This is a genomic window from Bradyrhizobium sp. Ken01 (assembly GCF_055807355.1).
This window is the reverse complement of record NZ_JBVVPC010000001.1, coordinates 131,800-151,678: the sequence shown is the minus strand read 5'-3', so window position 1 is coordinate 151,678 and position 19,879 is coordinate 131,800. Positions and strand designations below refer to the sequence as shown.

Sequence of the window (19,879 nt, the reverse complement as noted above, 5' to 3'; positions counted from 1 at the left end):
AAGCGAGAGCAATACATGAAGGCTTATGTCTACGGCCCTGGTGGCGCTGCAATTTCCGAAGTCGCTGAACCAAAGCCTGAAGGCACGCAGGTGCTGGTCCGGGTCCGCGCCTGTGGCCTCAATCGCGCCGACACCGGCATGCGCAAGGGCCACGCCCATGGCGCGGCCGGCGGTGCTGGGACCGTGCTTGGCATGGAATGGGCCGGCGAGGTCGCCGCGCTTGGACCGGATGCCAAAGGAGTCGAGGTCGGCGACCGCATCATGGGCTCGGGCGGCGCGGCGTTTGCCGAATACACGCTGGCCGATCACGGCCGGCTGTTCCGCGCGCCCTCGAACATGAACTTCGAGGAAGCCGCCACCCTGCCCGTCGCGCTCGCGACCATGCACAACGCCGTCGTCACCATCGGCGGCGTACAGCCCGGGAAAGCGGTGCTGATCCAGGGCGCAAGCTCCGGCGTCGGCCTGATGGCGATGCAGATTGCCAAGCTCAAGGGCGCCAGGCTCGTGATCGGCTCCTCGACCGACGCCACCCGCCGCGGCCGGCTGAAGGAGTATGGCGCCGACCTCGCGGTCGATTCCTCCGACCCCACATGGGTCGACGAGGTGCTGAAGGCGACGAACGGCGAAGGTGTCGACCTCATCGTTGACCAGGTCTCGGGCAAGGTCGCCAGCCAGAACCTCGCGGCGACGAAGGTAAAAGGCCGTATCGTCAATGTCGGCCGGCTCGGCGGCACCCATGCCGATTTCAACTTCGACCTGCACGCGGCCCGCCGCATCGATTATGTCGGCGTCACCTTCCGCACCCGCACCATCGCGGAAGTCCGTGAGATCTTCGACGAGGTCAAGAAGGACATCTGGGGCGCGGTCGAGTCGCGAAAACTGCAGCTGCCGATCGACAAGGTGTTTGCCTTCGACGACATCGACAAGGCATTCGAGCACATGGAGGCCAACAAGCACCTGGGGAAGATCGTCGTGAGGCTGTAGTGACCGCGGGCGGCGAGAGGCCATATGGCGCGCTCTCTCCATTCGTCATGGCCGGGCTTGTCCCGGCCATCCACGCACCGCCGCGGCTGAAAAAGACCGTGGATGCCCGGGACAAGCCCCGGCATGACGGGGCTGACCCGCTCCTGCAACTCACTAGCGTCTACGCCTGTGGATCGTCGCTTGATGTTCAGTCATAGGCTGCTAAATCCCCGCCATGAGCTCCCAACACAACAAGACCTCGGTCGCAGCGATCTCGATCTTCGCCAGTGGCGGCATGGCGGCGGCCAAGTTCGCGGTCGGAATCGCGATCGGCTCGCTGGCGCTGATCTCCGAGGCGCTGCATTCGTCGATCGACCTGGTCGCCACCATCATCACCTGGGCGGTGGTGCGGGTGTCCGACAAGCCGGCGGATGAAGAGCATCATTACGGCCACGGCAAACTCGAAAGCGTCTCGGCACTGGGCGTCACCGCCCTGCTCTATGTGCTCGCCGGCGGCATCCTGGTGGAGTCCTACAGCCGGCTGCGCGAGGGAACCGCGCCGCCGACGATTTCGGCCGTGCCGTTCGTGGTGCTGGTGATCGACATCGCCGTCAATCTCTGGCGCGCCCGTGCCCTGCACCGCGCCGCGCGGGAGACCAGGAGCCAGGCGCTCGCCGCCGATGCGCTGCATTTCGCCTCCGACGTGATGGGCTCGTTCGCCGTGATCGTAGGCCTGATCCTCGCCGCCCTCGGCTTCTGGTGGGGCGACGCGGCTGCCGCCGCCGCGGTTGCCGTGATGATCGCCCTGCTCGGCCTGCGCATGGCCGGCTCGACCGTGCAGACGCTGGTCGACCGTGCCCCCGAAGGCGCGCATGAGGCGGCCACGGCCGCGATCCGCAACGTACCGGGTGTGATCGACGTCGAGCGGCTCCGCGTGCGCATGGTCGGGGCCACCACATTTATCGACACGATCGCAAAGGTGCCGCGGACTTATCCCATCGACCGGGTCGAGGACATCAAGCGCAACGCGCAAGCAGCCGTCGAGAAGGCCTTCGGCGATACCGACCTCACCTTCACCGCAGTCCCCGTGGCGCGCGACAACGAGACCGTGCGCGACCGCATCATGGTCATCGCCCACAATTCGGGCCTCGCCATCCACCACGTCACGGTGCACGATCTCGGCGCCAAGCTGATCGTCAGCATCGACCTCGAGGTCGACGCCGGGATGCAGCTCGACGCCGCCCATGACGTCGCCAACACGCTGGAACGCAACATCCAGGAAGAGTTCGGCGCGGACGTCGAGGTCGACGTCCACATCGAGCCGCTGGAACCGGAACTGCCGTTCGGGGCCGATGCTGAACCGGAACGGGTGCGGGCCATCGCCGCCGCCCTGACGGAATATGCCGCCGACGGCGAGATCCACGACATCCACAATGTCCGCGTCCGCAACACTGACGCCGGCGAGATCGTCAACTTCCACTGCCGCGCCGAGCCGTCGATGAGCGTGATCAGGGTGCACGAGCATGTCGACGCGATCGAGCGCGCGTTGCGGCGCGCGTTCCCGAGCGTGAAGCGCGTCATCAGTCACGCCGAACCGCCGCGCGCGTGACGGAGAATGTGCGAGGAGTCACACGTTCTCGTTTCGGACTCGCCGCGCACGTAACTTTGCGGACGCGCGACGCACAAACTGCGCGTTGGATAAGAATAAATTCGCGTTAACGATTCGTTGACTCTCGACAGCCCGCGAAATCTGGATTCAAATCGACCATGATTCGGAAGCGATGTGGGGCTGCTTCCGAACTCAAGTTGCAAGCAGGTTTCCAGGGGGCTTTAGGCATGTCGCGTGCAGACGCCGCGAACGCGTGCGTCCAATCCGATTCGATCAAAGGATTGGCGCAATCGATCGCGAAACCTGCCTATCATCGGCTCCTGATCGCGGAGCCTGCGCTGCGCCGTGCCGTGCCGACGCTCATCATCGCGTTCCTGATCACGATCTGCCTCGGCGCGTTCGTGCAGGTCGTCGACCAGACACGCCAGAAGCGGCTGGTGATCCGCCACGACATCTCGGCGCTCGCCGACCTGCTCGCCGAGCGTATCGACCGCCTGACCTCCGGGCGACAGGAGCGGCTGAAGAACATCGAGAGCCTGCCGGCGCTGCTGCCCGATCTCATTCCATCCTGGGGCACCGCCTCGGGCCGCCACGTCATCGTCACCTCGGCCGGCCTCGACCGCCGCATCCTCGCCCGTATCCCGGTCGACAGCGATCCCTCGGGCAACGACCGCCTGCTCGACGCGATCACGACGGCGCAATTGCTAGCGGCGCCGCCGCGCGACGGCAACATCTCCGACATGACGTTGCCGAACGGCAACGCTGCGATGGCGACCTCGCGGCAGATCAAGTCGCTGCCCGGCTTCGTGACCGTGATCCAGGAGCGCAACGAGCCGATCTGGGGTTCGGACGCTGCGCTGTCGGTGACGCTGTCGGCCACCACCGGCTTCGTGGTCCTGATCCTCGGCTTCGCCTTCCACTGGCAATCCACCCGTGCCCGCGAGGGCGACCTGATCAACGACGCCGTGCGCGGCCGCATCGACACCGCGCTCAACCGCGGCCGCTGCGGGCTGTGGGACTGGGACCTGTCGCGCGGCCGCATCTTCTGGTCGCAGTCGATGTTTTCGATGCTCGGCCTCGACGGCCGCAACGAGCTCCTCACCTTCGGCGAGGTCAACGCGCTGGTGAAGTCCGACGACATCGACCTGTTCGAGATCGCCGACCAGCTCATCTCCGAGAAGATCGACCACATCGACCAGACCTTCCGCATGCAGCATGTCGACGGCCACTGGATCTGGCTGCGCGTCCGCTGCGAAAAGACCAGCGGCGCGACGGACTCCAGCGTTCACCTGATCGGGATCGCCGTCGACATCACCGAGCAGAAGAGCCTCGCCGAGCGGACCGTGGAAGCCGATCTGCGCCTGCGCGACGCCATCGAGACCATTCCCGAAGCCTTCGTGCTGTGGGACGCGAGCGACCGCCTGGTGCTCTGCAATTCGCACTTCCAGCGCCTGCACAAGCTGCCGGACAGCGCCGTCATCCCCGGCACCTCTTACGAGACCGTGCTCGAGGTCGGCCGCATGCCCGAGGTCCGCACCCGGCACAACGAGACTGCGAGCCAAGGCCCCGGCGCGCGCACCTTCGAGGCGCAGCTCGACGACGGCAGCTGGCTGCACATCAGCGAGCGCCGCACCAAGGACGGCGGCTACGTCTCGGTCGGCACCGATATCACCCGCATCAAGGAGCACGAGCAGAAGCTGGTCGACAACGATCTACGCCTGCGCGCCACCGTCATCGACCTCAAGCGCTCGCAGGCAGCCCTGGAGCGCCAGGCGGGCGAACTCGCCGATCTCGCCGAGAAATACCAGCGCGAGAAGACCCGCGCCGAGGAAGCCAACCAGACCAAGTCGAAATTCCTCGCCAATATGAGCCACGAGCTGCGCACGCCGCTGAACGCGATCATCGGCTTCTCCGAGATCATGGGCTCGGGCATGTTCGGCGAGCTCGGCTCGGAGAAGTACCAGGAATACTGCCACGACATCCTGACCAGCGGGCATTATCTGCTCGAAGTCATCAACGACATCCTCGACATGTCCAAGATCGAGGCCGGCCGCATGAAGCTCGACATGGAAGAGCTCGACCTGGCGCAGACGCTGGCGGAATCCCTGCGGGTCGTCACCGGCCGCGCGCAGGACAAGCACCTGACGCTCGACGCCGACATTGCCAAGTCCATCTCCGTCGTCGCCGACCGCCGCGCCACCAAGCAGATCATCGTCAATTTGCTCTCCAACGCCGTGAAATTCACGCCCGACGGCGGACGCATCGTGGTGCGCAGCCGAGAGCTCGACGACAGGATCGTGCTGATGATCGCCGACACCGGCATCGGCATCGCACCGCATTCACTGGCGCGGCTCGGCCGCCCTTTCGAGCAGGTCGAGAGCCAGCTCACCAAGACCTATCACGGCTCGGGACTGGGGCTTGCGATCGCCCGCTCGCTGGCGCAGCTTCACGGCGGCTCGATGCGGCTGCGCTCCAAGCTGGAGGTCGGCACCGTCGTGCGCGTCACCCTGCCCCGCGACCCGATCAAGTCGGCATCAGGAATATCGGCCGCGGCCTGATGGCTACGATTGCAGCGACGGCGCGACTTCCCGCGCGACATTGACCAGCGCCGCAATCAGCGGCGTCATCGGATCGCGCTGCGGGATCACCATGCCGATGCTGTAATTGACGTCGGGATCGGTGATCGGGATCGACCGCACCGTATCGGACAGGCCGAGCGTCTCGGCGAGCTTGGCCGGCATCACGCTGGCCCAGCGCCCCGTCTTCACATGCGTGAACAGCACGAGCAGCGAATTCGAGGTCAAGGTCGGCGTCGCCTCGGCACCGACCGAACGTAACGCGCGGTCGATGATGCGACGGTTCTGCATGTCGGGCGTCAGCAGGCACAGCGGCACCTGTCCGACCTCCTTCCACGTCACCGTCTCGCGATCGCCGAACATTCCATCGGGCGCGGTGAGCAGGCGATAGCTCTCGCTGTAGAGCGGGATGGTGCGCACCTTGCCGATCGGCTCGTTCTCGATATAGGTCAGCCCCGCATCCACCTCGAGATTCTCGAGCAACCCCAGCACCTCCGATGAGGTGGTGGACTGGATGCGGAAACGCACCTCGGGATGTCTGGCGCGGAACGGCGTCGTCAGCGCAGCGACCATGCCGAGCACGGTCGGAATTGCGGCTATACGTATCTCGCCGGAGAGCTGATGCTTCAGCCCGTTGATCTCGTCACGCATCGCGCGGGCATCGCCCACGATCCGCCGCGCCCAATCCAGCGCCCGCTCGCCTTCCGGCGTAAAACCCTGGAAGCGGGAGCCGCGCTGGACCAGCATCACGCCGAGGATCTCCTCGAGCTGCTTGAGCCCGGTCGACATCGTCGGCTGCGTCACGCCGCAGACCTCCGCCGCGCGTCCGAAATGCCGTTCCTTCGCCAGCGCCAGCAACAGTTCAAGCTTGTCGAGCAACCGGTCATCCCCTCGAATTGTGTGGTGGCATACAAGCTAGCATGCCCGCCCCCTTCCAACACGCAAAAACCGCCCGGCGGACGGCTTCAATTGCAATTTCAGATCGAGTGATCGCCATCGCAAATCGATCGGAATCCGCAATCGCAGCATGAGACAGCTTTATTGATCTTCGAACGATTCCAAATAGTTTGCGCTGAGCAGACGCTCTGGTTGAGAACGAAGAATGACAGCGGTTTTTGAGCCTTGGGACGAAACGCGCGGCGCCGAGATCATCGCCGAACACAGCAAGCAGGAAGGCGCGACGCTGGTGATCCTGCACGCGCTTCAGGAGGCGTTTGGCTACGTGCCGGCGGCAGCCATTCCCATGGTGGCGCAGGCGCTCAATCTGTCGCGCGCCGAAGTGCATGGCGTGTTCACGTTCTACCATGATTTCCGCCACAAACCGGCCGGCCGCCATGTGCTGAAGCTGTGCCGCGCGGAGGCCTGTCAGGCGGCGGGCGGCGACGCGCTGGCTGCGCGTGCGGAGGCGAAGCTCGGCGTATCGCTCGGCCATACCACGGCCGATGACCGCGTCACGCTGGAGCCGATCTACTGCCTCGGACTGTGCGCGACAGCGCCGTCCGCGATGCTCGACGGCCGGCTGATCGGCCGACTCGATGAAAAGCGTATCGATGCTCTCGTTGCGGAGGCGCAGCGATGAGCATCCGTCTATATGTCTCTCGCGATGCCGGTGCGCTTGCGGTCGGCGCCGACGAGGTCGCGCTGGCGCTGGAGCAGGCTGCAGCCAAGCGTGGCATTGCCATCCAGATCGTCAGGACCGGCTCGCGCGGCCTGTACTGGCTCGAACCGCTGGTCGAGGTCGCGACGCCGCAGGGCCGGATCGCGTTCGGCCCTGTGACCGAGACCGATGTGCCCTCCCTGCTCGACGCGCTCGCGAGCAACACGCCGCATCTACTGCGGCTCGGGGCCACCGACGAGATCCCCTGGCTCAAGCGCCAGACCCGCCTGACCTTCGCGCGCTGCGGCGTGATCGACCCGCGCTCGCTCGACGACTACCGCGCCCACGGCGGCTACAAGGGCCTGGAGCGCGCGCTGTCGCTCGGCTCGGAAGCGATCCTCAATGAAGTAACCGCGTCCGGCCTGCGCGGCCGCGGCGGCGCGGGCTTCCCGACCGGCATCAAGTGGAAGACGGTCGCGCAGGCGAAAGCGGATCGCAAGTTCATCGTCTGCAACGCCGACGAAGGCGACAGCGGCACCTTCGCCGACCGCATGATCATGGAAGGCGATCCCTTCCTCGTCATCGAGGGCATGACGACCGCCGGCATCACCGTCGGCGCGACCAAGGGCTACATCTACATCCGCAGCGAATATCCACACGCCGTCGAGACGATGAATGCGGCCATCCAGGCGGCGAAGCGCGGCGGCTATCTCGGCGCGAACATTGGTGGTTCCACGCATAGCTTCGATCTCGAGGTCCGCGTCGGCGCCGGCGCTTACGTTTGCGGTGAAGAGACCTCGCTGCTGGAAAGCCTAGAAGGCCGGCGTGGCATCGTGCGCGCAAAGCCGCCACTGCCCGCGCATCAGGGCCTGTTCGGCAAGCCGACCGTCATCAACAACGTGCTGTCGTTCGCCGCCATCCCCTTCATCCTGGCCGAAGGCGCCAAGGCCTATGCCGATTTCGGCATGGGTCGCTCGCGCGGTACGATGCCGATCCAGCTCGCCGGCAACATCCGCCACGGCGGGCTGTTCGAAACGGCGTTCGGCGTGACGCTGGGCGAGCTCGTCGACGACATCGGCGGCGGCACATTCACGGGCCGTCCGGTCCGCGCGGTGCAGGTCGGCGGTCCCTTGGGCGCCTACTTCCCGCGCGCGCTGTTCGACACGCCTTTCGACTACGAGGCCTTCGCCGCGCGCGACGGCCTGATCGGCCATGGCGGTATCGTCGTGTTCGACGACAGCGTCGATATGCGCAGGCAGGCGCGTTTCGCCATGGAATTCTGCGCCATCGAATCCTGCGGCAAGTGCACGCCGTGCCGGATCGGCTCGACCCGCGGCGTCGAGACCCTCGAGAAGATCATCAACGGCGAACGCGTGAGCGAAAACCTCGCACTCGTCGAGGACCTCTGCAACACCATGAAATTCGGCTCGCTCTGCGCGCTCGGCGGCTTCACGCCCTATCCCGTGCTCAGCGCACTGAAGCACTTCCGGGAGGATTTCGTCCCGGCCCCGAGCACGCTTCAGGCCGCGGAATAGGAGAACGACAATGTCTCTGATCGAAGAAATCGACTTCGGTACGCCGCGCTCGAAATCGGAAACGATGGTGACCCTGACCATCGACGGCAACCAGGTCACGGTGCCCGAGGGCACCTCGATCATGCGGGCGGCGATGGACGCCGGCCATCAAATACCGAAACTCTGCGCGACCGACATGGTCGACGCATTCGGCTCGTGCCGGCTTTGCGTCGTCGAAATCGAGGGCCGCGCCGGCACGCCGGCCTCCTGTACCACGCCTGTCATGTCCGGTCTGATCGTGCACACCCAGAGCGAGCGGCTCAAGAAGCTGCGCAAGGGCGTGATGGAGCTCTACATCTCCGACCATCCGCTCGACTGCCTCACCTGCGGTGCCAACGGCGATTGCGAGTTGCAGGACATGGCCGGCGCCGTGGGCCTGCGCGACGTGCGTTACGGCTATGAGGGCGAGAACCACGTCTTCGCCAAGACACCTGGCAAGTCCAATGGCGAGATCAACGCCGCCTGGATGCCGAAAGACGAGTCCAACCCGTACTTCACCTACGATCCCTCCAAGTGCATCGTCTGCTCGCGTTGCGTCCGCGCCTGCGAGGAGGTGCAAGGCACCTTCGCGCTGACGATCTCCGGCCGCGGCTTCGACAGCCGCGTCTCGCCCGGCATGAGCGAGAGCTTTCTCGGCTCCGAATGCGTCTCCTGCGGCGCCTGCGTGCAGGCCTGCCCGACCGCCACATTGACCGAGAAATCCGTGATCGAGATCGGCCAGCCCGAGCACTCCGTCGTCACCACCTGCGCCTATTGCGGCGTCGGCTGCGCCTTCAAGGCCGAGATGCGCGGCGAGGAAGTCGTTCGCATGGTGCCGTACAAGGACGGCAAGGCCAATCGCGGCCATTCCTGCGTCAAGGGCCGCTTCGCCTGGGGCTACACCAACCACAAGGAACGCATCCTCAACCCGATGATCCGCGAGCGGATCGAGGATCCCTGGCGCGAAGTGTCGTGGGACGAGGCCTTCTCGTTTGCCGCCGAGAGGATGCGCGGCATCCAGAAGAAATACGGCCGCGACGCCATCGGTGGGATCACGTCGTCCCGCTGCACCAATGAAGAAACCTATCTGGTGCAGAAGCTGATCCGCGCCGGCTTCGGCAACAACAACGTCGACACCTGCGCCCGCGTCTGCCACTCCCCGACCGGCTATGGCCTCTCGACAACGTTCGGTACCTCTGCCGGCACGCAGGATTTCGACTCGGTCGAGGACACCGACGTCGTCGTCATCATCGGTGCCAACCCCGCTTCGGCCCATCCGGTGTTCGCCTCCCGCCTGAAGAAACGGCTGCGCCAGGGCGCCAAGCTGATCGTGATCGATCCGCGCCGCACCGAGATGGTCGAATCGCCGCATGTGAATGCGCTCCATCTGCCGCTGATGCCCGGCACCAACGTTGCGGTCATGACAGCGCTGGCGCATGTGATCGTCACCGAAGGCCTCGTCGACGAAGCTTTCGTGCGCGAGCGCTGCGACTGGAGCGAGTTTGAGGAATGGGCGGCGTTCGTCGGCCAGCCGGACAACAGCCCGGAAACCACCGCCATCCTCACCGGCGTCGATCCGAAGGATCTGCGAGAGGCGGCGCGCACCTACGCCACCGGCGGCAACGGCGCGATCTATTATGGTCTCGGCGTCACCGAGCACAGCCAGGGCTCGACCACCGTGATCGCGATCGCCAACCTCGCGATGGCCACGGGCAATATCGGTCGTCCCGGCGTGGGCGTGAACCCGCTGCGCGGCCAGAACAACGTGCAGGGCTCCTGCGACATGGGCTCGTTCCCGCACGAACTTCCCGGCTACCGCCACATCTCGGGCGATGCCGTGCGGGACCAGTTCGAGGCGCTGTGGAACGTCAAGCTCAACCCCGAGCCGGGCCTGCGCATTCCCAATATGTTCGACGCCGCGGTCGAAGGCACGTTCATGGGGATCTACGTGCAGGGCGAGGACATCCTGCAATCCGATCCCAACACCAAGCATGTGGTAGCAGCACTCTCGGCGATGGAATGCATCATCGTCCACGACCTCTTCCTGAATGAGACCGCGAACTACGCCCATGTGTTCCTGCCAGGCTCCAGCTTCCTCGAGAAGGACGGCACTTTCACCAACGCCGAGCGCCGCATCCAGCGCGTGCGCAAGGTCATGACGCCGAAGAACGGCCTCGCCGACTGGGAAGTCACCATCGGCCTCGCCAGGGCCATGGGCTTCGAGATGAGCTACAGCCATCCTTCCGAGATCATGGACGAGATCGCGGCGCTGACCCCGACCTTCGCCGGTGTCTCCTATGCCAAGCTCGACGAGCTCGGCTCAGTGCAATGGCCCTGCAACGACAAGGCGCCCGAGGGCACGCCGGTGATGCATATCGACGGCTTCGTCCGCGGCAAGGGCAAGTTCGTCGTCACAGAATATGTCGCGACCGACGAACGCACCGGCCCACGTTATCCGCTGCTGCTCACCACGGGCCGCATCCTTAGTCAGTACAATGTCGGCGCGCAGACGCGGCGCACCGAGAACGTGGTCTGGCATGCCGAAGATCGGCTGGAGATCCATCCGCACGATGCCGAACAGCGCGGCGTGCGCGACGGGGACTGGGTGCGGCTGAAGAGCCGCGCCGGCGAGACCACGCTACGTGCGGAGATCACCGATCGCGTCGCGCCGGGCGTCGTCTACACCACCTTCCACCATCCGGACACGCAGGCCAACGTCATCACGACCGACTATTCGGACTGGGCAACCAACTGCCCCGAATACAAGGTCACGGCAGTGCAGATCTCGCCGTCGAACGGCCCGTCCGACTGGCAGAAGGCCTACGAAGCGCAAGCACGGCATTCCCGCCGCATCGCGTCGGCCGAGGCCGCGGAGTAGCGGCATGCACGTGCCGGTCCAGGCCATCGACCGCGATATCTGGCGCGACGGTGTCGCGTCCGATGGAGCGCGGCTGATCCCGGAGGAGACGCCGCTGGCGCTGACCTACAATGGCGGCACCTACGCCGTTATGATGGGAACGCCTCAGAACCTTGAAGACTTCGCGGTCGGCTTCAGCCTGGACGAAGGCATCATCAAATCCGTCGATGACATCAAGTCGCTCGAAATGGTCCGCCTCGACGATGGCATCGAGCTGCGCATGTGGTTGGCGCCCGACAATGCCGCGCGCATCAGCGAGCGCCGCCGTCACATCGCCGGCCCGACCGGCTGCGGCATCTGCGGCATCGACTCGATTGCCGAAGCCGTGCGGCCTGCAGCCGTCGTGCCGCGGGGACAGACGTTTACGCCCGAGCAGGTCATGGCGGCGATGCAGACCATCGCACCGTTGCAATCGATCAATTTGCAAACCCGCGCCGTTCACGCCGCCGCGTTCTGGTCGCCTGCCGGCGGTATCGTCGCGCTGCGGGAGGATGTCGGCCGCCACAATGCGCTCGACAAGCTCGCCGGCTCGCTGGCGCGCAGCCGCACGGTTGCAAGCGGCGGCATCGTGTTGCTGACGAGCCGCGTCTCGGTCGAGATGGTGCAGAAGACCGCCGCCATCGGCGCGCCGGTGATGGTCGCCGTCTCCGCGCCGACCGCACTCGCGGTGCGCACCGCGGAGGCCGCCGGCATCACGCTGATTGCCATTGCCCGCCAGGACGGGTTTGAAGTGTTTTCGCATGGCGGCCGGGTTGTCGCCCGTCATGCCACGGAGGTTGCCGATGTCGCCTGACCGCCTGATCTACATGGCCAACCAGATCGGCACGTTCTTCCGAAGCCAGGGCCACGACAAGGCCGTGCCGGGGATCGCCGACCACATCAAGAAATTCTGGGACCCGCGGATGAAGCGAGCGATCTTCGCCCATCTCGATGCCGGCGGCGTGGGCCTGGAGCCGAACGTGCGCGAGGCGCTCACCTCGCTGAAGCCGACGACGTCCCTTCCAGCAGCGCCTTGAAGACACGGCGCACCTCGCTCTGCGTCTCCTTCACGCGCGCCTCCAGCGAGGAGAAATGCGGCGCATCGCCCGCGCGTGCCATCACGCGCAGAAGGTCGGTGCCGGCGGTCTCGGGCTTGAACCGGTCGCTGACACAGAGCCGCAGGATCTGCGTCAGGTCGTGATAGAGCCGCGCCGCGGCCCGCAATATCTCGGTCTCCGATTGCGCGAGCACACCGAGCCTGCATGCATTTTCCAGCACCTGCATGGTGGCGACGTCGAGAATCTCCGGCGTCTCGTGAGCATGCACGAGCTGGAGATATTGCGCGATGAAGTCGATGTCGACCATGCCGCCGGCGGCATATTTAAGATCCCAGCAATCGGCCTCGCCCTTCTCCTGGGCGATCGCACGCCGCATGTCGGCAACGTCGTTGGCAGTGATTGCGGGATCGCGGCGACGGGTCAGGACATCGCGGATGACGCGCTCGATCCGTTCCCCGAATTCGGGCGAAGCCGACACCACGCGCGCGCGCGTCAGCGCCATGTGCTCCCAGGTCCAGGCCTCGTTGGCCTGGTAGTCCGCGAACGAGACCAGGCTCGAGGCCACAGGGCCGGCACGCCCCGAGGGGCGCAGCCGCATGTCGATTTCGTAAAGCACCCCGTAATTGGTGCGCGTCGTGAACGCGCTGATCAGGCGCTGGGTGAAGCGGGCGAAGTAATGGGCACCTTGCAATGACTTCGCACCGTCGGAGTCCGGATTGTCGCCGTCGAAATCGTAGAGCAGGATCAGGTCGAGATCGGACGAAGCCGTCATCTCGCGGCTGCCGAGCCGGCCCATCGCGATGATCGCGGTCTCCTGCCCCTTGATCCGGCCATGCTGGGCGGCGAAGCGGTCGGCGACGAGGCCATGCACGGTATGCACGATGCCCTCGGCGACGTCGGCAAAGGCCGTGCTCGCCTGCTGCGCCGAGACCGTGCCCGAGAGAATGCGCGTGCCGATCAGGAACAGGCTCTCCTGCCCAAACAGGCGCAGGCGGTCGAGGAACTCCTCGTAAGAGCCGGCATCCTGCACCGTCATCGCAAGCCGCCCCGACAATTCCTGCCTGTCGGGCATGGCGCCGAAGAAGCGCGGATCAATCAGGCCGTCCATGAGCTGCGGCTGCCGCGCCAGCATCTCGCCGAGCCGGGGCGCCGCGCCCAGCACCAGGGCCACGAGCGCGACGAGATCGCGATTCTGGCCGAGCAGCGTGATCAGCCGGCCGCCGCGCTGAAGCGCTCCAAGGAAATGGTCGAACGCCACGACGGCCCGATCCGGCTCCTCGGCATGAGCGAGACCGTCGATCAGGGCCGGCACGAATTCGACGAATGCGTTTCGCGTCGCCTCGACGCGGAACACGCGGTACTCGCCGGTGAGCCAGTCACGCACGGTCTGCGCGACGGCAGCAGGCTTCTTGAAGCCGAGCGTCGCCAGGTACTGAAGCAGCCGCGGATCGTCGGGACCCGCACTGTAGTCGAGCGCCGGCAGCTTGGCCGTGCCGGTCGGATCGTCGCCCTCGAACAGTTTTTCGTAGTGACCCTGCACGATCTCGAGCTGACGCAAAAGGTCGCGGGCAAAGGCCTCGCGATCCGGATAGCCGAAGAACCAGGCGAAACGCTCGACCGCCTCCTTGTCCTCGGGCAGCGTGTGGGTCTGCTCGTCCGCGATCATCTGGAGGCGATGCTCGACCCGGCGCAGGAACTGGTACGCCGTGGTCAGCTCGTCGCGCGCCGCAAACGTGATCCAGTTGCTGGAAGCGAGCACGCCAAGCGCGGCAAGCGTCGGCCGCACCCGCAGCTCAGGATGGCGGCCACCGGCGATCAATTGCTGGGTCTGGGCGAAGAACTCGATCTCGCGGATTCCGCCGCGCCCGACCTTCACATTATGTCCTTCGACGGCAACCTCGCTCTGGCCGCGATAGGTCTGCATCTGCCGCTTCATGTCGTGGACGTCGGCAAGCGCGGCAAAGTCGAGATGCTTGCGCCAGACGAAGGGCGCGATCTCCGCGAGCAGCGCCTCGCCCGCCCTGGGATCGCCGGCGCAGGCTCGCGCCTTGATCATCGCGGCGCGCTCCCAGGTACGCCCTTCCCGCTCATAATAGTTCAGCGCGGCGTCGCGCGAAATCGCCACCTGCGTCGAGGATGGATCGGGACGCAGGCGCAGATCGACGCGGAAGACGTAGCCGTCATAAGTGCGCTGCTGGAGAATGCGTGCCATCCCTTGCGTCACCCTCACGAAGAATGGCTGGGGTTCGATATCCGCGGCCAGCGTCGTATTGTCGGGATCGAAAAACACGATGAGATCGATGTCGCTGGAATAGTTCAGCTCGCCTGCGCCCATCTTGCCCATCGCAAGCACGATCAGCCCGCAACCCTCCTCCGGCGCCTCGGGATCGGGCGGCGAGAGCTTGCCGCGTGCGGCTTCCTGCCGCAGCAGGTATTGAAGCGCCGCCCGCACCGAGGACACTGCGACATCGGTGAGCGCTGCGGTCACCCGCATCACCGGCCAGACCCCGCCGATGTCGCACAGTGCGATCAGGAGCGCGGCCTCCGCCTTCATGCGGCGCAGCAGCCGCATCACCTCGGCTTCGTCGGATGCCGCGAGCACCGCGCCGTTCGCCTCCGCGACCAGCGTGGCGAGATGCGCATCCGGTTCGCATTCCAGCAGCCGGATCAGGCGCTGCGGATCAGCGCGCACCAGCTCGAACAGATAAGGCGAGAATTCCGCGATGCCGGCCAGGATGTCCCGCGCGAAGCGGTGAGCCAGCAGCGCTTCAAGACGAGTGAATTGCGCGGGCTCGAGCTCGGCCAGCCAGCTTTCAAAACGTCCTTGGTCAGTGACGGAAGCGGCAATATGGGGAGCCTCCGCGAAGCGTGCGGCAAGTCTCTCACCATGCTTGTCCGCGTTTCCCGGCGCGGAATGGTTCATGCCACCTTCTGTGGCACATCCTGCATTGGCGGAGCAACCCTGTCGCCGGCCCCCGCGCGCGCCGGCAGCACAAGCGTGGCGACAAGCCCGGGCTGGGCGTCACCCAACCTCAACTCACCGCCATGCAATGTCGCGACCGCGGAGGCGAGACTGAGGCCGAGGCCGGATCCAGGCAGCGTGCGGCTGGCTTCCAGCCGCACGAATCGCTCGACGGCATGCTTGCGGTCGGCCTCGGGGATACCGGGGCCGCGATCGGTGACGCTGAGCAGCACCTGGTCGCCCTCGCGTTTCGCCTCGATCGTGATCTGCCTTGAATCGAGGCTGACCACGGTTCCACCTGTTAGCGCGACCGGCTTGCCGTATTTGATCGCATTCTCGACCAGATTGGCGAGCGCCTGGCTGATCAGTTCGCGGTTGGCGTGCACCGGCGTTGGATCGGCCTTGACCTTCAGCGTCATGCCGTCGTCTTCAGCCAGCGGCTCGTAGAGCTCGTGGATGCCGTTGGCGACATCGGCCGCGTCGAAATCGTCCATGTTGCCGCGCGCCTGCCCGGACTCGGCGCGCGCGATCATCAGCAGCGCGTTGAAGGTACGGATCAGGCCGTCGGATTCCTCTATGGTCCGCTCCAGCGCGGCGCGGTAGTCAGCCTCGCTGCCTGATTTCGCCAGCGCCTCCTCGGCGCGGTTGCGCAAGCGTGTCAGCGGCGTCTTGAGATCGTGGGCGATGTTGTCGGAGACCTCCTTCAGCCCCGCCATCAGCGCCTCGATGCGCTCCAGCATGGCATTGAGATTTTCGGCGAGGCGGTCGAGCTCGTCACCGCTGCGTCCTACCGGCAGGCGCTCGCTGAGATCGCCGGTCATGATGCGATGGGCCGTCCCGGACATGGCGTCGATGCGCCTGAGCACCCTGCGCGCGACGAAGATCCCGCCGCCCAGGCCAAGCACCACGACGATCAGCACCGACCATTGCGCGGCCTTGGCGACGATGCCGAACAAGCGCCGCCGCTCGGCGAGGTCGCGGCCGATCAGAAGCCGGAAGCCATTCTCGAGCTCGGTGACGCGCACCAGGGCGCGATGGTCGCGCTCGTCCGCATCCTCGATGCGCCGATACGCCGTCTCCGACCAGCCGCGCGTCGCCATCACGCCGGGCGCCAGCGAGCCGACATTGCCGGCGATCGCCTGCCCGGTCGGCGTGGTCACGAGGTAGAGGTTGGCCCCCGGCCGCAGCGCCCGGTACTCAATCGCGCGCACGAGGCCGACCAAGCCGCGGCGGCCGTAGATCTCGTTGATCTCAGACGTCTCGGCATTGACCGTCTGCGTGATTTCCTCGGTGATCAGCCGCCGCGTATTCCAGGCGAAATAGGCCAGCAGCGAGGCCGCGAACATCGCGAACAACAGCAAATAGACCAGCGTCAGCCGGAATGCCGTGGTGCGGACGAGTTTACCGAATGCCGTCACGGATCATGTATCCCGCGCCGCGGATCGTGTGCAGCAGCGGCCGCTCAAAACCCTTGTCGATCTTGGAACGCAGCCGTGAAATGTGCACGTCGATCACGTTGGTCTGCGGATCGAAATGATAGTCCCACACGTTCTCCAGCAGCATGGTGCGGGTCACCACCTGGCCCGCATGCTTCATCAAATATTCGAGCAGGCGGAATTCGCGCGGCTGCAGCGTCAGCTCGTCCTTGCCGCGCGCGACGCGATGGGAGAGCCGGTCGAGCTCGAGATCGCCGACCCGGTACAACGTGTCCTCGGCCGGACCGCCGCGGCGGCGCGACAGCACCTCGACCCGGGCCAGGAGCTCGGCGAAGGAATAGGGTTTTGGCAGATAGTCGTCGCCGCCGGCGCGCAAGCCCTTGATGCGGTCGTCGACCTGGCCGAGCGCGGAGAGAATCAGCACCGGCGTCGAATCGTCCTTGTCGCGGAGCGCGCCGATCACCGACAGGCCGTCGCGCTTGGGCAGCATGCGGTCAACCACCAGCACGTCGTAATCGCCGTTCTCGGCCATGGCGAGGCCTTCCTCGCCGTCGGCGGCGTGGTCGGCAATGTGCCCGACCTCGCGAAACGCCTTCACAAGGTAGTCGGCGGATTCGCGGTCGTCTTCGATGATGAGGAGGCGCATCGTGCGTTCGGCAACGGTCAAGGGAGTGAACCTTCTCTAAACATGGCGCGAGCGGCAATCGCATGCAAGCCGAGTGAGAGACTCTGGCATGGAGAAAAAGGCGGGCGGTGAAGCTGGGGGGACTTCACCGCCCTAGGCCTTCCGACGGAGGGGGGCGTATTCCACCGGAAGGTAGACAGGGGAAGCAAACGTTGCGCTGCTCCCCCGAAGGGCGCCGTCGGCGGGGGCGACTGATGCTGGCGACACCCTTCATCTCGGAGGCCTCCTGAGGCCCAGTCCTTGGTTAGCCCTTGGCGATGGGCACCGCGACGAAGCGCGACTGGCCGCCGCTCTTCACCCGCATCAGGACGCTGTTCTTGTTGTCCGTCCGCGCCGTGTTGATGGCGTCGCGGACTTCGCCGGCGGTGCTCACGCTCTTGCCGCCGACTTCGAGGATCACGTCACCTTCCTTGAAGCCGCGTTCGGCTGCGGCGCTCTTCGGATCGACTTCGGTGACCACGACGCCTTCCTTGCCGGCCCCGGCCACGGAATCGGCGGGCGCGACGGTCATGCCGAGCTTGGGCACATCGGTGCCGCGGCTCGCGCCCTTGCCGCTGTCCTTGTCGATGTCGGCCTTGGCCTCGATCGTGTTCGGCAGCTGGCCGAGGGTGAGGTTCACCACCTTGTCCTGGCCCTTGTGCAGCACGTTGAGCTTCACGGTCGCGCCGGGCGCCAGGCCGCCGATGGTACGGGCGAGCTCGCGCGCGTCCTTGACCGATTCGCCGTTGACCGACGTGATCACGTCACCGGACTCGATGCCGGCCTTGGCCGCCGGACCATTCGCCTGCGGCTCGGCAACCAGCGCACCTTCGGCCTTCTTCATGCCGAGGCTGTCGGCGATGTCGGGTGTCACTGGCTGAATCTGCACGCCGATCCAGCCGCGGCTGACCGAGCCCTTGTCCTTGAGCTGCGCCACCACGCTCTTCACGGTGCTGGCGGGGATCGAGAACGCGATGCCGACGCTGCCGCCGGAAGGCGAGTAGATCGCGGTGTTGACGCCCATCACCTCACCGTTGGTGTCGAAAGCCGGACCGCCGGAATTGCCCTTGTTCACGGGCGCATCGATCTGGATGAAATCGTCGTAGGGGCCGTTGCCGATGTCGCGGCCGCTGGCCGAGACGATGCCCGCAGTTACCGTGCCGCCCAGCCCGAACGGGTTGCCGACCGCGAGCACCCAGTCGCCGATCCGCGGCTTGCCGTCGGCAAGCTTCGCGAACGGGAAGCTCGAGCTGCCCTCGACCTTGATCAAGGCGAGGTCGGTGCGCTGGTCGGTGCCGATCACCTTGGCGGTGTAGGTCTTGCCGTCGTCGGTCGTGACCTCGACCTTGTCGGCGCCGTCGACCACGTGATTGTTGGTCACGGCAAAGCCGTCAGCCGAGATGAAGAAGCCGGAGCCCTGGCCCTGCACGACGCGGCCACGACCGCCACCGCCCTTCAGGCCCGGGATGCCATCCGGACCGCCGAAGCGACGGAAGAAGCGCTCCATCGGCGAGCCCGGCTGGAACGGCGACTGCGCGTCATCGCCATCATCATTGCTCGCGGTCTTCTCCTTCATGTTGACCTTCACCGAGATCACTGACGGTTTCACGCGCTCGACAATGTCGGCGAAACCGATCGGGCGCTCGACCTTGCGGACCTCGTTGTTGACCTGTGCATGCGCGGGGCTCGAGAACAGGTCGGCCGGCGAGGTCGACGTGCCGAAGCCGTAGACGGCGGCGCCGAGGCCGGCGACGACCGATGCCATCAGCGCGATCTTGCGGGCCGAGAAAACGGACCGGCGAGGCTGCCGGTAGGACGGAAGTTTCGAGAGGTCGGAACGGTCGGTCATGCAGAGATCTCCAGGGCCTTGAAATCCATTTGGTACCTGACGGCGGCACCTTACGGACCTGAAGATGGGGGCTGCCGCCTTACCGTGCGCTGGCGGGAGGGTTAAACTTTTGTAATGAACTGGGAATGCGGATGCGGCAGTTTATCGCGGCCGAAAGTCGTGAACCGGCAGGAACTTAACAAGGTTCCAGCAACGCCCGCGCGGTGCGGCTTGATGCGCGCAGCAACGTAGCTAGCGCGATGTGGCCTCGTCCGACATCAATGCAGCGAGACGCGCCTCTTCCTCGGGCGTGAGCGGCGGAGCCGGGATGTCTGCACCATTTCGCGCGCGCCGGCGGATTTGCAGCCATAGCGCCAGGCCGCCGCCAATCAGCAGCAGCGGCGCGAGCAGCCACAGCAGCATGTTCTGGCGCTCGAAGCGTGGCTTGAGCAGCACGAACTCGCCGTAGCGCGCGACCAGGAAATCGAGCACTTGCGAATTGCTGTCGCCGGCCGCGATGCGCTCGCGCACCAGGAGCCGCAAATCGCGCGCCAGCGGCGCATCGGAATCGTCGATCGACTGGTTCTGACAGACCATGCAGCGCAGCTCGCGCGACAAGTCGCGTGCACGCGACTCCTTCGCAGGGTCCGACATGATCTCGTCCGGCTGCACGGCATGCGCCGCAGGCAGGGCCAGCAGCATCAGCGCGATGAACGCGACCATCATTCGACGCATCG

14 protein-coding genes are annotated in these 19,879 nt (G+C 65.8%); 8 read left to right on the top strand and 6 right to left on the bottom strand.

Going from position 1 to position 19,879, the window contains the following annotated elements; translation table 11 throughout:
• The first annotated feature begins 15 nt into the window (after nt 1–15).
• The 3 genes from AC0L3S_RS00665 (at nt 16) to AC0L3S_RS00655 (ending at nt 5,130) form a co-directional block, all read left to right on the top strand.
• A complete protein-coding gene (locus AC0L3S_RS00665) occupies nt 16–984 on the top strand; it encodes a quinone oxidoreductase family protein (protein WP_473277757.1) in 969 nt (322 codons plus the stop codon).
• 214 nt (nt 985–1,198) lie between these two features.
• A complete protein-coding gene (locus AC0L3S_RS00660; protein WP_473277756.1) occupies nt 1,199–2,572 on the top strand; it encodes a cation diffusion facilitator family transporter in 1,374 nt (457 codons plus the stop codon).
• Between the two features lie 227 nt (nt 2,573–2,799).
• On the top strand, nt 2,800–5,130 hold the full coding sequence (locus tag AC0L3S_RS00655) for a PAS domain-containing sensor histidine kinase (RefSeq protein WP_473277755.1): 2,331 nt from the start codon (nt 2,800–2,802) through the stop codon (nt 5,128–5,130).
• 3 nt (nt 5,131–5,133) lie between these two features.
• On the opposite strand, the gene AC0L3S_RS00650 is transcribed toward AC0L3S_RS00655, so the two are convergent.
• Nucleotides 5,134–6,027 carry a LysR family transcriptional regulator gene (locus tag AC0L3S_RS00650; RefSeq protein WP_473263186.1) on the bottom strand — a complete coding sequence of 298 codons (894 nt, stop codon included), beginning with the start codon at nt 6,025–6,027 and terminating at the stop codon, nt 5,134–5,136.
• Between the two features lie 223 nt (nt 6,028–6,250).
• Between AC0L3S_RS00650 and AC0L3S_RS00645 the strand changes: the two genes are divergently transcribed.
• From AC0L3S_RS00645 to AC0L3S_RS00625, 5 genes are read left to right on the top strand one after another with little or no spacing between them, the layout of a single operon-like run.
• A complete protein-coding gene (locus AC0L3S_RS00645; RefSeq protein WP_354056140.1) occupies nt 6,251–6,727 on the top strand; it encodes a formate dehydrogenase subunit gamma in 477 nt (158 codons plus the stop codon).
• Nucleotides 6,724–8,280, top strand: coding sequence for a formate dehydrogenase beta subunit (locus AC0L3S_RS00640; RefSeq protein ID WP_473277754.1), 1,557 nt, complete (start codon nt 6,724–6,726; stop codon nt 8,278–8,280). The genes AC0L3S_RS00645 and AC0L3S_RS00640 overlap by 4 nt, the downstream gene beginning before the upstream one ends.
• Before the next feature lie 10 nt (nt 8,281–8,290).
• Nucleotides 8,291–11,176, top strand: a complete 2,886-nt coding sequence (gene fdhF / locus AC0L3S_RS00635; protein WP_473277753.1) for a formate dehydrogenase subunit alpha — start codon at nt 8,291–8,293, stop codon at nt 11,174–11,176.
• Nucleotides 11,177–11,180: 4 nt separating this feature from the next.
• On the top strand, nt 11,181–12,008 hold the full coding sequence (gene fdhD, locus AC0L3S_RS00630) for a formate dehydrogenase accessory sulfurtransferase FdhD (protein ID WP_473277752.1): 828 nt from the start codon (nt 11,181–11,183) through the stop codon (nt 12,006–12,008).
• Entirely contained in the window at nt 11,998–12,231 is a 234-nt protein-coding gene (locus AC0L3S_RS00625) for a formate dehydrogenase subunit delta (RefSeq protein WP_219680856.1), read from the top strand. Before fdhD ends, AC0L3S_RS00625 begins: the two co-directional genes overlap by 11 nt.
• On the opposite strand, the gene AC0L3S_RS00620 is transcribed toward AC0L3S_RS00625, so the two are convergent.
• The 5 genes from AC0L3S_RS00620 to AC0L3S_RS00600 all read right to left on the bottom strand — a co-directional run bounded on the left by AC0L3S_RS00620 (nt 12,188) and on the right by AC0L3S_RS00600 (nt 19,877).
• Nucleotides 12,188–15,175 (bottom strand): bifunctional [glutamine synthetase] adenylyltransferase/[glutamine synthetase]-adenylyl-L-tyrosine phosphorylase, encoded by a 2,988-nt coding sequence (locus AC0L3S_RS00620; RefSeq protein ID WP_473277751.1) that lies wholly within the window; start codon nt 15,173–15,175, stop codon nt 12,188–12,190. The two genes, AC0L3S_RS00625 and AC0L3S_RS00620, sit on opposite strands and share 44 nt — an antisense overlap.
• A complete protein-coding gene (locus AC0L3S_RS00615; RefSeq protein WP_456765133.1) occupies nt 15,172–16,632 on the bottom strand; it encodes a sensor histidine kinase in 1,461 nt (486 codons plus the stop codon). Before AC0L3S_RS00615 ends, AC0L3S_RS00620 begins: the two co-directional genes overlap by 4 nt.
• Nucleotides 16,616–17,296: a response regulator transcription factor gene (locus AC0L3S_RS00610; protein WP_035969420.1), complete on the bottom strand. Its 681-nt coding sequence runs from the start codon at nt 17,294–17,296 to the stop codon at nt 16,616–16,618. Before AC0L3S_RS00610 ends, AC0L3S_RS00615 begins: the two co-directional genes overlap by 17 nt.
• Before the next feature lie 283 nt (nt 17,297–17,579).
• The gene (locus AC0L3S_RS00605; RefSeq protein WP_473263178.1) at nt 17,580–19,163 is read right to left on the bottom strand and encodes a Do family serine endopeptidase; all 1,584 of its coding nucleotides are present in this window, start codon (nt 19,161–19,163) and stop codon (nt 17,580–17,582) included.
• Between the two features lie 231 nt (nt 19,164–19,394).
• A complete protein-coding gene (locus AC0L3S_RS00600) occupies nt 19,395–19,877 on the bottom strand; it encodes a cytochrome c-type biogenesis protein (RefSeq protein ID WP_473277750.1) in 483 nt (160 codons plus the stop codon).
• Nucleotides 19,878–19,879: the final 2 nt, after the last annotated feature.

What these genes read in the sequence shown, in the direction of transcription:
- AC0L3S_RS00665 (WP_473277757.1), top strand. Translation starts at nt 16, where the DNA reads ATGAAGGCTTATGTCTACGGCCCTGGTGGCGCTGCAATTTCCGAAGTC.
- AC0L3S_RS00660 (WP_473277756.1), top strand. Translation starts at nt 1,199, where the DNA reads ATGAGCTCCCAACACAACAAGACCTCGGTCGCAGCGATCTCGATCTTC.
- AC0L3S_RS00655 (WP_473277755.1), top strand. Translation starts at nt 2,800, where the DNA reads ATGTCGCGTGCAGACGCCGCGAACGCGTGCGTCCAATCCGATTCGATC.
- AC0L3S_RS00645 (WP_354056140.1), top strand. Translation starts at nt 6,251, where the DNA reads ATGACAGCGGTTTTTGAGCCTTGGGACGAAACGCGCGGCGCCGAGATC.
- AC0L3S_RS00640 (WP_473277754.1), top strand. Translation starts at nt 6,724, where the DNA reads ATGAGCATCCGTCTATATGTCTCTCGCGATGCCGGTGCGCTTGCGGTC.
- fdhF (WP_473277753.1), top strand. Translation starts at nt 8,291, where the DNA reads ATGTCTCTGATCGAAGAAATCGACTTCGGTACGCCGCGCTCGAAATCG.
- fdhD (WP_473277752.1), top strand. Translation starts at nt 11,181, where the DNA reads ATGCACGTGCCGGTCCAGGCCATCGACCGCGATATCTGGCGCGACGGT.
- AC0L3S_RS00625 (WP_219680856.1), top strand. Translation starts at nt 11,998, where the DNA reads ATGTCGCCTGACCGCCTGATCTACATGGCCAACCAGATCGGCACGTTC.
- AC0L3S_RS00620 (WP_473277751.1), bottom strand. Translation starts at nt 15,175, where the DNA reads ATGAACCATTCCGCGCCGGGAAACGCGGACAAGCATGGTGAGAGACTT.
- AC0L3S_RS00610 (WP_035969420.1), bottom strand. Translation starts at nt 17,296, where the DNA reads ATGCGCCTCCTCATCATCGAAGACGACCGCGAATCCGCCGACTACCTT.
- AC0L3S_RS00605 (WP_473263178.1), bottom strand. Translation starts at nt 19,163, where the DNA reads ATGACCGACCGTTCCGACCTCTCGAAACTTCCGTCCTACCGGCAGCCT.
- AC0L3S_RS00600 (WP_473277750.1), bottom strand. Translation starts at nt 19,877, where the DNA reads ATGCGTCGAATGATGGTCGCGTTCATCGCGCTGATGCTGCTGGCCCTG.